Below are 12156 nucleotides of genomic sequence, written 5' to 3'. Positions count from 1 at the left end.
AGCCTCGTTGTTGTGGTTGTGAACGTTGTCAGCGCTGCGGGAGACGCGCGTGGCGCGATGCCGCACGGGACGACATGACCATAGAGATCGATTAACGTTAACGTCAACGTGGTGTCGCGCCAACTAGCCGAAAGGGGGAGACTCCCCGCTGCCCCTATCTGTCGATCAAGGAGACCATCGATGTCGATCTGGAAACGTTCCGCTTCCCTGGAAGACCTCGCCACCCAGTGCCAGCAGACGCTGGTCGCGCATATCGGGATCGAGTTCACCGAGCTGGGTGACGACTGCCTGCGCGGGCGCATGCCGGTGGATGCGCGCACCCACCAGCCCTATGGCCTGCTCCACGGCGGCGCCTCGGTGGTGCTGGCGGAGACGCTGGGTAGCATCGCGGCGAACCTGTGTCTGGCCGACGAGAGCAAGATGGCGGTGGGCATGGAGATCAACGCCAACCACGTGCGCGCGGTGCGTGAAGGCTGGGTCGAAGGGTGTGCCCGGCCGCTACATCTGGGTAGTACCACCCAGCTGTGGGAGATCCGTATCGAGGACGAGCGTGGCCGGCTGGTGTGCGTGTCGCGGTTGACCATGGCGGTGGTCAAGGCGGCCTGACAGAGGCCGCCTCGGCTTTCAGTGCTCCAGTTCGTCGCTCATCGCCTGGCGCATGCGGAACTTCTGCACCTTGCCGCTGACGGTCATCGGGAAGTCGTCGACGAACTTCACGTAGCGCGGAATCTTGTGGTGGGCGATGCGCTCGCGGCAGTAGGCGCGCACGCCTTCGGCGTCGAGTTCGGCGCCCTCCACCAGGCGTATCCACACCGCCACCGCCTCGCCGTAGCGGGCATCCGGTACGCCGAACACCTGGGCGTCGGAGATTGCCGGGTGGGTGTAGAGAAACTCCTCGATCTCGCGCGGGTAGAGGTTCTCGCCGCCGCGGATGATCATGTCCTTGATGCGCCCGGTGATCGCCACATAGCCGTCGTCGTCCATCATCGCCAGGTCGCCGCTGTGCATCCAGCCGTGGGTGTCGATCGCCTGGCGGGTGGCGGTGTCGTTGTCCCAGTAGCCCTGCATTACGCTGTAGCCGCGGGTGCAGAGTTCGCCGCTGGTGCCGCGCGGGAGCACCTGGCCGCTGGCCGGGTCGATGATCTTCACCTCCAGGTGCGGATGAATGGTGCCGACGGTGGAGACGCGCTTCTCCAGCGGCGCGTCGGTGCGCGTCTGCAGACTCACCGGGCTGGTTTCGGTCATGCCGTAGGCGATGGTGACCGCTTCCATGTGCATGCGCTCGATCACCCGTTTCATCACCTCCACCGGGCAGTTGGAGCCGGCCATGATGCCGGTGCGCAGGCTGGAGAGATCGAAGTTGGCGAACTCGGGGTGTTCGAGCTCGGCGATAAACATGGTGGGCACGCCGTAGAGGGCGTCGGCGCGCTCGGCTTCCACCGCACGCAGGGTGGCCGCCGGGTCGAAGGCGGCGTTGGGGTAGATCATGGTGGCGCGGTGGGTGAGACATGCCAGGTTGCCCATCACCATGCCGAAGCAGTGGTAGAGCGGCACCGGGATCACCACGCGTTGTGCCGGCTGCAGGTTCATCCCGGCGCCGACGAAGTAGCCGTTGTTGAGAATGTTGTGGTGGGTCAGCGTCACCCCCTTGGGCGCACCGGTGGTGCCGGAGGTGTACTGGATGTTGATCGGGTCGTCGAACTGCAGCTCGCCCTGCAGCGCTGCCAGCCGCTCGGCGGGCACCGCCTCGGCGAGGGCGTGCAGCTCGTCCCAGCGCCACATGCCCGGGGTGGCGAGCTCGGGGTCGAGACACACCACCTGCTTGAGTTGGGGCAGGCTGGCGCAGTCGAGTCGGCGCTGCTCTTCGTTAGGAGCGGGGGCGTCGCGCAGCTCCGGGGCGAGCTGGCAGAGGATGTCGACGTAGTGGGAGCGGATCTCGCCGCCGGCCCGATGGGCGCCCTGCAGCACCAGTACCGAGAGCCCTGACTGCAGCAGCGCGTGCTCCAGCTCGCGCGCCCGATAGGCCGGGTTGAGGTTGACCAGGATCGCGCCGAGCTTGGCGCTTGCCAGCTGGGTGAGCGCCCACTCCGCACAGTTGAGTGACCAGATACCCACCCGGTCGCCGCGCTCGACCCCCAGCGCCAGCAGGGCGCGGGCGATGCGGTCCGCCTCGTCGCGCAGCTCTGCGTAGGTGTAGCGCAGATTCTGATGGCAGCTCACCAGCGCCTCGCGGTCGGGGCAGTCGCTGGCGGCGGCGTCGAGACAGTCGCCGATGGTCAGGCCCAGCAGCGGCTGCTCGCTGGTGCCGCTGACGTAGCTGGGCGCTGGGGCTTGAGCATGCGCCGAGGCGCCCGGGTCGTGGCTGTGCATCTCTCTTCCTCTCTTCTTGTCGTTGTCCTGAACGGCCGCGCTTTTCAGGCCGCGCCTAGCGCAGCCGTTCGATACCTACCGCCGTGGCCTCGCCGCCGCCGATGCAGATCGCCGCCACGCCCCGGGTCAGGTCGTGATGGGCGAGCGCGTTGAGCAGCGTGACCACAATGCGCGCGCCGGAGGCGCCGATCGGGTGGCCCAGGGCGCAGGCGCCGCCGTGCACATTGATCCGTTCGTGGTCGAGATCGAGCTCACGCATGGCCGCCATCGCCACCACCGCGAAGGCTTCGTTGATCTCGTAGAGCTCGACGCTCTCCCGCGACCAGCCGAGCCGCTCGTACAGCTTGCGCACCGCGTGGATCGGCGCCACCGGGAAATCGCCCGGGCGCATGGCGTGGCTGGCGTGGCCGTGCAGGCGCGCCAGCGGGGTCAGCCCCTGGCGCTCGGCCTCGCGCTGGCGCATCAGCACCAGCGCCGCGGCACCATCCGAGATCGAGCTGGCGTTGGCCGCGGTGACGCTGCCGCCCTCGCGAAAGGCGGGCTTGAGCTGGGGGATACGTTCGAGATTGGCCTTGTGCGGCTGTTCGTCCTGGTCGACCCGGCGGGTGTCGCGGCCGGTGGGGGCGTCGAGGGCGACGATCTCATCCCGAAAGACACCGCTCTCGATCGCCTGGCGCGCGCGGGTCAGCGAGGCGATGGCGTAGGCGTCCTGGGCCTCGCGGCCGAAGCCGAAGGCCTGGGCGCAATCCTCGGCATAGGTGCCCATCAGCCGCCCCGGCTCGTAGGCGTCCTCGAGCCCGTCGAGGAACATGTGATCGAGCACCTGGGCATGCCCCATGCGCAGCCCGGCGCGCGCCTTGGGCAGCAGGTAGGGGGCGTTGCTCATGCTCTCCATGCCGCCGGCGATGGCGTGGGCGGCGTGACCCAGCGACAGCGTGTCGAACGCCTGCATCACCGCCTTCATGCCGGAGCCGCACATCTTGTTGACGGTGGTGCAGGGCGTCGACTCGGCCAGGCCCGCGCCGAGTGCCGCCTGGCGCGCCGGCGCCTGGCCCTGCCCGGCGGGGAGCACGCAGCCCATGATCAGCTCGTCGAGGCTGTCGGGGCCCAGCCGGGCCTGTTCGAGGGCGCCGCGAATCGCCGCCGCGCCCAGCTGCGGGCAGTTAAGCCCGCCCAGGGCGCCCTGGAAAGCGCCCATCGGCGTGCGCTTGGCGCCGACGATGACGATCGGGTCCGGGGTGTTCATAGGCTGCTCTCCCATACAGGTGAGGGATCGATGCTCAGAGGGTGCTTACAAAATGCCTGCGCTCGACAATACGGCGTTGAAATCGACCTCACTGAACTAAGTTCAGAACGTCCGAAGGACGGCCCGAAGGGCGAGCGGAGCGAGTAAAATACTCATTTACCCCTTGTAAACTCCGCTTTTTCGGCCGATTTCGCCTTGTCTTGTCTTCGCTCGTCGAATTTGTAAACACCCTCTCAGTCGTTTTTCACCGCGCACTCATGCGAATGCCGCCATCCAGACGAATCACCTCGCCATTGAGATAGCGGTTTTCGAGGATCTGGCAGGCGAGCGCGGCGTACTCCTCGGCGTGGCCCATGCGCGGCGGGAACGGCACCTTGGCGTTGAGGCTCTCGCGCACCTCCTCCGGCATGCCCTGCATCATGGCGGTGTCGAAGATGCCGGGGGCGATCGCCATCACCCGGATGCCCGAGCTGGCCAGCTCGCGGGCGGCGGGCAGGGTCAGCCCGACCACGCCGGCCTTGGAGGCGGCGTAGGCGGCCTGGCCGATCTGGCCTTCGTAGGCCGCCACCGAGGCGGTGTTGATCACCACCCCGCGCTCGCCGTCGTCCTCCGTCGCCGGGTTCTCCTGCATCGCCGCCACCGCCAGGCGCAGCATGTTGAAGGTGCCGATCAGATTGATGTCGACCACCCGGCGGAAGCGTTCGAGATCGTGCACGCCGCGCTTGCCGTGTATCTTCTCTGCCGGCGCCACCCCGGCGCAGTTGATCAGCCCGTGGAGAGCACCGAAGTGGTCGCGGGTGGCGGCGATCACCCGCTCGGCATCCGCCGCCTGGGTGACATCGGCGGTCACCGCCAGGGCGTTCGCCCCCAGCGACTCGGCGTGGGCCTGCGCCGCTGCCTCGTCATGGTCGGCCAGGGTCACGCGGGCGCCGGCCGCCACCAGCCGCTGGGCGGTGGCGGCGCCCAGGCCGGAGCCGCCGCCGGTGACGATGAAGGTGTGGTCGGCCAGTTGCATGCGTAAAGCTCCTTGGGCTGTGTAAAAAACGACCTGCGCGCGCTGACTTTTTTTCAAACCCTAGTGTTTTCAAACCTTAGCGTTTTCAAACCCTAGCGTGGCGGTGGACGCGCCGCGGTGCAGGGTCAGGGGGTGCCGGGCGGCTGGCGCAGTTCGGGAAAGTCGCTCTCGCGGTACTCGTCGTGGGTGCCATTCGGGTCGGCGGCGGCCGTCGCTGCATGGGCGCGCAGCTCGACCCGGCGAATCTTGCCGGAGATGGTCTTGGGCAGTTCGAAGAATTCGAGCCGGCGGATACGCTGGTAGGGGGCCAGCCGCGCGGCGGCGAAGCGCAGGATCGAGAGCGCGGTATCGCGGTCGGGTTCGAAGCCCTGGCGCAGGGTCAGATACGCCTTGGGCACGTTGAGACGCAGCTCGTCGGGGGCGGGCACCACGGCGGCCTCGGCGACTGCTTCATGCTCGATCAGCAGCGACTCCAGCTCGAACGGGCTGATGCGGTAGTCGGAGCTCTTGAACACGTCGTCGGCGCGGCCGATGTACCAGTAGTAGCCGTCGGCGTCGCGGCGGGCGACATCGCCGGTGCGGTAGTAGCCCTCGTCGAGCACCTGGCGCATGCGCGCGGCGTCGTCGCGGTACTCCTGCATCAGGCCCACCGGGCGCTCGTCGAGGCGGATCGCGATCTCGCCCTCGTCGCGCTCCTGGCCATCGGCGTCGAGCAGCGCGATGCGATACCCCGGCAGCGGCCGCCCCATCGAACCGGCGCGCATCGGCTGCCCCGGCGGGTTGCCGATCTGGGCGGTGGTCTCGGTCTGGCCGTAGCCGTCGCGAATCTCCAGCTTCCAGGCCCGGCGCACTCGCTCGATCACTTCGGGGTTGAGCGGTTCGCCGGCGCCGACCAGCGCGCGCAGCTGGGTTCGGTAGCTGGCCAGATCCTCCTGGATCAGATGCCGCCACACCGTCGGCGGGGCGCACAGGGTGGTGACCCCGTAGCGCGCGATGGCGTCCAGGGTCGCCGCGGCGGAGAAGCGCGCGGCGCGATAGACGAAGATGGTGCAGCCGGCGTTCCAGGGCGCGAAGACGTTGGACCAGGCGTGCTTGGCCCAGCCCGGCGAGCTGATGTTGTAGTGGATGTCGTCCGGGCGCAGGCCGATCCAGTAGAGGGTCGAGAGCGACCCCAGCGGATAGCTCTGATGGGTGTGTACCACCAGCTTGGGCCGCGAGGTGGTGCCGGAGGTGAAGTAGAGCAGCAGCGGCTCGTCGGCCCGGGTCGGGGCGTCCGGGGTGAAGCTGTCATCGGCGTCGAAGGCGTCGTCGTAGGCCTGCCAGCCGGGCACCGTGTCGCCCACGGCGATTCGTGTCAGGCCGGGGTCGAGCCCGTCGAACTTGGCCGTGTGCGCCTGACCTACCACCAGATGGCGGATATTGCCGCGCTGCAGGCGGTCGGGCAGGTCCTGCGCCGCCAGCAGCGTGGTCGCCGGCACGATCACCGCGCCGAGCTTGATCGCCGCGAGCAGGGTCTCCCACAGCTCGACCACGTTATCCAGCATCAGCAGCAGGGCGTCGCCGCGCTTCACCCCCTGGGCGCGCAGATGGTTGGCGAGCTGGTTGGAGCGCCGGCGCATGTCGTCGAACGAGCGCTTGAGCTCACCGCCGTCTTCGTCCACCAGCCACAGCGCGGTGCGGGTATTGCCCGCGGCTTGAACGTCGAAGACATCCAGGGCCCAGTTGAAGTGGGTCAGGCGTGGCCAGCGGAAATCCTGGTAGGCACGGGTGTAGTCCTCGCGCTGGGCGAGCAGGAAATCGCGGGCGGCGAAGAACTCGGCGGTGGCGGACATGACGATCGGCTCTCCTGGTGGCGTTGGTGGCGCGGACTACGCTTACCCGATGACGTGGTCGTGCAGGTCGCGCAGCGGATGCGCCTGCCGCGGCCACGCCGGGGCAAGGCAGGCCTCGAGGTCGGCCGCCGGCACCGCGCCGTGGGCGTGGCGCCAGGCCGGCGCGTGATCCTTGTCGATCAGCAGCGCACGCACGCCCTCGGCGATATCGCCGTGATTGGCGCAGGCCAGCGACAGGTCGAGCTCGCTGCGCAGCGCCTCGGCCAGCGAGACCCGCCGGCAGCGCGCCAGCTGGCGCAGGATCAACCGTGCCGAGAGCGGTGAGCCGGCGGCCAGGCTGCGCGCGGCGCGGGCGATCCAGGCGTCGTCGCTGTCGCTGGCGGCGATGACCGCGGCGATCAGGTCTTCGTCGCAGTCGGCGTCGGTCAGTGCGGCGATCGCCTCCTGGCGCGGGGCGACCTCGGCGGGCGGGGCGAGCTCGCGGCTCGCGGCGGCGTGCGTGCGCAGCACCCGGTCGAGTGCCGGGCGCGGCCGCGACCAGTCGGCCTCGAGCAGGTCGTCGATCACCGCATCGCGGCGTTCGGCGGCGATCAAGCGGTCGGCGAGACCGACGAACAGGGCGTCGCTGGCGTTGAGGCGGGCGCCGGTCAGGCCGAGGAAGGTGCCGCTGGCTCCCGGCATACGGTTCAGGAACCAGCTCGCGCCCACGTCCGGGTAGAGGCCGATGGTGATCTCCGGCATCGCCAGCATCGAGCGCGGCGTCACCACCCGATGCGAGGCCCCGGCCAGCAGCCCCATGCCGCCGCCCATGACGATACCGTCGCCCCAGGCGACGATCGGCTTGGGATAGGTATGGAGGGCGTGGTCGAGGCGATACTCGTGGGTGAAGTAGCGCGCCACGGCGCCATCCGCGGCCTCGGGATCGCGGCCGGTGCGGCCCTCGGCGATGGCGTGATAGAGCGCGACCACGTCGCCGCCGGCGCAGAACGCCTTGTCGCCGGCGCCCTCCAGCCACAGCGCGACTATCTCGGGGTCCGCGGCCCAGGCGTCGATCTGCGCCTGGATGGCCTCGATCATCTCCAGCGACAGCGCATTGAGACTCTTGGGGGCATCAAGGACGATGCGCCCGAGACGGTGGCCGTCGGCGGTGGCCAGGGTGTCGAATTGCACCGGCGCGCTCATGCCTGATCTCCTTCGCCGGTGTCGTCGGCAGCGCCCGAAGTCGGGGCCTCGCGCCAGCGCGGCGGGCGCTTGTCGAGGAAGGCGCCGATGCCTTCCCCCGGGGCGGCGGTGTCGAACAGTTCCATGAACAGCTCGCGCTCCATGCGGTAGCCGTGGGGCATGCCGTGGTCGCGGGCATTCATGATCAGGCGCTTGCAGCGTATCAGCGCGTCCGGGCTCTGGCCGCCGCTCTGCTCGGCCAGGGCCAGCGCGGTGGGCAGCGCCTGGCCGGCGTCGACCAGCTCCTCGACCAGACCGATGCTCAGCGCGCGCTCGGCATCGATACGCTCGCCGCACAGGATGATGCGCTTGGCCCAGCCTTCGCCGACCAGCCACGGCAGGTGCTGGGTGCCGCCGGCGCAGGGCAGCAGCCCCACCTTGGCTTCGGGCAGCGCCAGCTTCGCCTGGCGCTCGGCGATCCGGATGTCACAGGCCAGCGCGCACTCCAGCCCGCCGCCCATGGCGTAGCCGTTGATCGCGGCGATGGTGACCCCGGGGTAGGCGCTCAGGGTCTCGAAAGCGCGGCCGAAGCGGGTCGCCATCTCCAGCGCGGTGGCCTTGCCTTCGGAGAAGCGCTTGAGGTCGGCCCCGGCGGAGAAGAACTTGTCGCCGGCGCCGGTGATCACCAGCGCCGGCGGCTGGGGCTCGGCGGCCAGCGCGTCGAGATGCTCGGCGAGCGCCGTCAGCGAGCCTTCGTGCCAGGTGTTGGCGGGTGGGTTGTCGATGGTCAGCACGGCGATAGCGCCACGGCGTTCCAGGCGCAGGCCGTCGGCGGCGTGGTCGGTCATATCAGGGTCTCCAGGTCGTCCTTGTCGAGCAGGCGGCGGGCGATCACCAGGCGCATGATCTCGTTGGTGCCTTCGAGAATCTGGTGCACCCGGCAGTCGCGCACGTGACGCTCCAGCGGGTAGTCGCGCAGGTAGCCGTAGCCGCCATGGAGCTGCAGGGCCTCGTTGCAGATGGCGAAGCCCTGGTCGGTGGCGAAGCGCTTGGCCATGGCGCAGTAGAGCGTGGCGTCGGGGTCGCCGCGGTCGAGCTTGCTCGCCGCCAGGCGCACCATCTGGCGCGCGGCGACGAGCTGGGTGGCCATGTCGGCGAGCTTGAACTGCAGCGCCTGGAAGCTGGCCAGCGCCCGGCCGAACTGTTCGCGCTCGTTCAGGTAGCGGTGGGCGGTGGTGAGCGCAGCCTGGGCGGTGCCCACCGAACAGGTGGCGATATTGATACGCCCGCCGTCGAGGGCGCGCATGGCGATACGGAAGCCTTCGCCCTCGTCGCCGAGGCGATGGTCCGCCGGCACGCGCACGCCGTCGAAGCTGATCGCCCGGGTAGGCTGGCTGTTCCAGCCCATCTTGGTCTCTTTCTTGCCGTAGTCGATGCCCGGGGTGTCCGCCGGCACGGCGAAGGCGGAGATGCCGCCGGCGCCGCTATCGGGGGCACCGGTGCGGGCCATCACCACCAGCAGCTGGGTATCCCCGGCGCCGGAGATGAACATCTTGTTGCCGTCGATCACGTAGGCGTCGCCGTCGCGGCGCGCCCGGGTGCGCAGCGAGGCGGCATCGGAGCCGGCGTTGGGTTCGGTGAGGCAGTAGGAGCCGAGCTTCTCACCGGTGAGCATCGACGGCAGCCAGGCCTCGCGCACGGCCTCAGTGGCATAGCTGGCGAGAATCCAGTTGACCATGTTGTGGATGGTCAGAAAGGCGGTGGTGGAGGTGCAGCCCTGGGCCAGCTCCTCGATGATCAGGGTCGCATCGAGGCGGCTCAGCCCCAGCCCGCCGGCGGCTTCCGGGGTGTACAGGCCGCAGAAGCCGAGGTCTCCGGCCTGACGCAGGACATCCACCGGAAAGACGCTGTTGGCGTCCCATTCGGCGGCGTTGGGTGCCATTTCGCGCTGGGCGAACTGACGTGCCGCCTCCCGATAGGCCTGCTGGTCGGCGTCGAGTTCGAAGTCCATGAGCAGTCGACACTCCTCGTCTTGGAAAATCCCGTCTGGAACGCATCCGTCTGGAGCAGCCCGTCCGGGAATAGCCCGTCTGGAAATAGCCTCATGATGAGAGGACGCACGTGCCTGACCGGGTAGATCGGGCGCGTCGCACTGTTCTAGCGACGCTGCGTCGCGCAGGACAATAGGACCTAGTGCTGAAAGACCAAGGTCGGATGGCGGCGAGTTGACATTAACGTCAAGGTCATATGTCGAAAGTCGCTCACAAAGCGCATCGCCCTCTCGGCCATCTCGATTTCAGGAAGCGTCAGATGAAGACGACCCGATCCACGGCGAAGCCGGTCCACAAGCCCGTCTTCGCCAATGGCGACGATATCCAGATCCCCGTATTCACGCTGCTCAAGCCCGATGGCACCCTCTACGCCGGTGCGGGCCAGTCGAGCCTGGAACGCGACACGGCGCGGCGCCTCTACCGCGCCATGCTCTACACCCGGGTGCTCGACGAGCGCATGATGGCGGCCCAGCGCCAGGGGCGGCTCAGCTTCTACATGCAGTGCACCGGCGAGGAGGCCGCGGTGGTCGGCGCCACCGCGGCACTCGACGATGCCGACATGATCATGGCGCAGTACCGCGAACAGGGGGCGCTGGCCTACCGCGGCTTCACCACCGAGGACTTCATGGATCAGCTGTTCGGCAACCAGGGGGACCCCGCCCACGGCCGCCAGATGCCGATCCACTACGGCTCGCGTGAGCTTTACTACCTCACCATCTCGTCGCCGCTGGCGACCCAGATTCCCCAGGCCACCGGCTACGCCTACGGTCAGAAGCTGGCTGGCCAGGGCCACTGCACGCTGGCGATCTTCGGCGAGGGGGCGGCCTCGGAGGGGGATTTCCACGCCGCGCTCAACATGGCCTCGGTGCACAAGGTGCCGGTGATCTTCCTGTGCCGTAACAACGGCTACGCCATCTCCACCCCGGTCACCGAGCAGTTCGCCGGCGACGGCGTCGCCGCGCGCGCGTTCGGCTATCGCATGCAGTCGATCCGGGTCGATGGCAACGATGCCCTGGCGGTCTACGAGGCGACCCGCGAGGCCCGGCGGCTGGCGGTGGAGGAGAACGAGCCGGTGCTGATCGAGGCGATGACCTACCGCCTGGCGGCGCACTCCTCCTCCGACGACCCCTCCGGCTACCGCAGCAAGAAGGAGGAGGAGGCGTGGCGCAAGAAGGACCCGCTGCGCCGCCTGCAGCGCTGGCTGCTCGATCGCGGCTGGTGGGAGGAAGACGAAGAGCGCGAGCTGGTGGAGTCGCTGCGTCGCGAGGTGCTCGACACCATGAAGCGCGCCGAGAAGCGCCGCCCGCCGGCGCTGGAGACGCTGGTCACCGACGTCTACGCCGAGGTGCCGCCGGCGCTGCGTGAGCAGTTCGATGAATTGGTGGCGCATGTGCGGCGCCACCCGGAGGCCTACCCGCGCAGCGCACCCTGGCTCGATGCCGACCAGGCCGATGATGCACTGCGGGATGACACTTCGGCCCATGCCGGGGAGGCGCGCCCATGAGCCGCATGAATCTGCTCCAGGCGATCAATAACGCGCTGGATACCGCCATGGCGGCGGACCCGCGGGTACTCTGCTTCGGTGAGGACGTGGGCGTGTTCGGTGGTGTGTTCCGCGCCACCAGCCATCTACAGGAGAAGTACGGCCGCGAGCGCTGCTTCAACACCCCGCTGGTGGAGCAGGGCATCGTCGGCTTCGCCAACGGGCTGGCGGCCCAGGGTTCGGTGCCGGTGGCCGAGATCCAGTTCGCCGACTACATCTTTCCGGCGTTCGACCAGATCGTCAACGAGAGCGCCAAGTTCCGCTACCGCTCCGGCAGCCTGTTCGATGTCGGCGGGCTCACCATCCGCGCTCCCTACGGCGGCGGTATCGCTGGCGGCCACTACCACTCGCAGTCGCCGGAGGCCTATTTCGCCCACACCCCGGGGCTGACCGTGGTCGTGCCGCGCAATCCGCATCAGGCCAAGGGGCTGCTGCTGGCCGCGATCCGCTCGCCGGACCCGGTCATCTTCTTCGAGCCCAAGCGCCTCTACCGCGCCGCCGTGGGCGAGGTGCCGGACGAGGACTACCAGCTGCCGCTGCGCCAGGCCGAGGTGATCAAGGCCGGCGAAGATATCACCCTGCTCGCCTGGGGCGCCCAGGTCGAGGTGGTCGAGCAGGCGGCGGAGATGGCCGAGGAGGCGGGTATCTCGTGTGAAATCATCGACCTGCGCACCATCGTGCCGTGGGACGTGGAGACCGTGGCCAGCTCGGTGCTGAAGACCGGGCGGCTGGTGGTGAGCCACGAGGCGCCGCTGACCGGCGGTTTCGCCGCCGAGATCGCGGCCACCATCCAGAGCCGCTGCTTCCTCTACCTGGAGTCGCCGATCGCGCGGGTCACCGGGCTCGATACGCCGTTTCCGCTGACCCTGGAGAAGGAGTACATGCCCGGGCCCCTGAAGGTGTTCGAAGCGATCCAGCAGACGATGGACTTTTGAGGG

Annotated in this window: 10 protein-coding genes; 3 read left to right on the top strand and 7 right to left on the bottom strand. The window is 68.8% G+C overall.

The annotated features are described in order from the left end of the window. Positions 1–180 precede the first annotated feature (180 nt). The gene (locus ABV408_RS19180) at positions 181–606 is read left to right on the top strand and encodes a hotdog fold thioesterase (protein ID WP_353980466.1); all 426 of its coding nucleotides are present in this window, start codon (positions 181–183) and stop codon (positions 604–606) included. Positions 607–624: 18 nt separating this feature from the next. Here the strand turns inward: ABV408_RS19180 and ABV408_RS19175 are convergent, their stop codons facing one another. The 7 genes from ABV408_RS19175 to ABV408_RS19145 form a co-directional block, all read right to left on the bottom strand. Further along, the gene (locus ABV408_RS19175; RefSeq protein ID WP_353980465.1) at positions 625–2370 is read right to left on the bottom strand and encodes an AMP-binding protein; all 1746 of its coding nucleotides are present in this window, start codon (positions 2368–2370) and stop codon (positions 625–627) included. 55 nt (positions 2371–2425) lie between these two features. Continuing rightward, a complete protein-coding gene (locus ABV408_RS19170; protein ID WP_353980464.1) occupies positions 2426–3616 on the bottom strand; it encodes an acetyl-CoA C-acyltransferase in 1191 nt (396 codons plus the stop codon). Positions 3617–3860: 244 nt separating this feature from the next. Further along, positions 3861–4631 (bottom strand): SDR family NAD(P)-dependent oxidoreductase, encoded by a 771-nt coding sequence (locus ABV408_RS19165; protein WP_353980463.1) that lies wholly within the window; start codon positions 4629–4631, stop codon positions 3861–3863. A 125-nt stretch (positions 4632–4756) separates the two neighbouring features. Continuing rightward, positions 4757–6463, bottom strand: a complete 1707-nt coding sequence (locus ABV408_RS19160; RefSeq protein ID WP_353980462.1) for an AMP-binding protein — start codon at positions 6461–6463, stop codon at positions 4757–4759. Positions 6464–6505: 42 nt separating this feature from the next. Further along, positions 6506–7645, bottom strand: a complete 1140-nt coding sequence (locus tag ABV408_RS19155) for an enoyl-CoA hydratase/isomerase family protein (protein WP_353980461.1) — start codon at positions 7643–7645, stop codon at positions 6506–6508. After that, a complete protein-coding gene (locus ABV408_RS19150; RefSeq protein WP_353980460.1) occupies positions 7642–8472 on the bottom strand; it encodes an enoyl-CoA hydratase in 831 nt (276 codons plus the stop codon). The genes ABV408_RS19155 and ABV408_RS19150 overlap by 4 nt, the downstream gene beginning before the upstream one ends. Then, on the bottom strand, positions 8469–9635 hold the full coding sequence (locus ABV408_RS19145; RefSeq protein WP_353980459.1) for an acyl-CoA dehydrogenase family protein: 1167 nt from the start codon (positions 9633–9635) through the stop codon (positions 8469–8471). The genes ABV408_RS19150 and ABV408_RS19145 overlap by 4 nt, the downstream gene beginning before the upstream one ends. 299 nt (positions 9636–9934) lie before the next feature. Here ABV408_RS19145 and ABV408_RS19140 point away from each other — a divergent pair, with 299 nt between their 5' ends. Beyond that, a complete protein-coding gene (locus ABV408_RS19140) occupies positions 9935–11179 on the top strand; it encodes a thiamine pyrophosphate-dependent dehydrogenase E1 component subunit alpha (protein WP_353980458.1) in 1245 nt (414 codons plus the stop codon). Beyond that, positions 11176–12153, top strand: coding sequence for an alpha-ketoacid dehydrogenase subunit beta (locus tag ABV408_RS19135; protein ID WP_285951105.1), 978 nt, complete (start codon positions 11176–11178; stop codon positions 12151–12153). Before ABV408_RS19140 ends, ABV408_RS19135 begins: the two co-directional genes overlap by 4 nt. Positions 12154–12156 lie beyond the last annotated feature (3 nt).

Origin of the sequence: Salinicola endophyticus, assembly GCF_040536835.1 — a bacterium.
Taxonomy (GTDB): Bacteria; Pseudomonadota; Gammaproteobacteria; order Pseudomonadales; family Halomonadaceae; genus Salinicola; species Salinicola endophyticus_A.
This window is presented reverse-complemented; position numbering and strand designations above follow the sequence as displayed.

What these genes read in the sequence shown, in the direction of transcription:
- ABV408_RS19180 (WP_353980466.1), top strand. Translation starts at nt 181, where the DNA reads ATGTCGATCTGGAAACGTTCCGCTTCCCTGGAAGACCTCGCCACCCAG.
- ABV408_RS19175 (WP_353980465.1), bottom strand. Translation starts at nt 2,370, where the DNA reads ATGCACAGCCACGACCCGGGCGCCTCGGCGCATGCTCAAGCCCCAGCG.
- ABV408_RS19170 (WP_353980464.1), bottom strand. Translation starts at nt 3,616, where the DNA reads ATGAACACCCCGGACCCGATCGTCATCGTCGGCGCCAAGCGCACGCCG.
- ABV408_RS19165 (WP_353980463.1), bottom strand. Translation starts at nt 4,631, where the DNA reads ATGCAACTGGCCGACCACACCTTCATCGTCACCGGCGGCGGCTCCGGC.
- ABV408_RS19160 (WP_353980462.1), bottom strand. Translation starts at nt 6,463, where the DNA reads ATGTCCGCCACCGCCGAGTTCTTCGCCGCCCGCGATTTCCTGCTCGCC.
- ABV408_RS19155 (WP_353980461.1), bottom strand. Translation starts at nt 7,645, where the DNA reads ATGAGCGCGCCGGTGCAATTCGACACCCTGGCCACCGCCGACGGCCAC.
- ABV408_RS19150 (WP_353980460.1), bottom strand. Translation starts at nt 8,472, where the DNA reads ATGACCGACCACGCCGCCGACGGCCTGCGCCTGGAACGCCGTGGCGCT.
- ABV408_RS19145 (WP_353980459.1), bottom strand. Translation starts at nt 9,635, where the DNA reads ATGGACTTCGAACTCGACGCCGACCAGCAGGCCTATCGGGAGGCGGCA.
- ABV408_RS19140 (WP_353980458.1), top strand. Translation starts at nt 9,935, where the DNA reads ATGAAGACGACCCGATCCACGGCGAAGCCGGTCCACAAGCCCGTCTTC.
- ABV408_RS19135 (WP_285951105.1), top strand. Translation starts at nt 11,176, where the DNA reads ATGAGCCGCATGAATCTGCTCCAGGCGATCAATAACGCGCTGGATACC.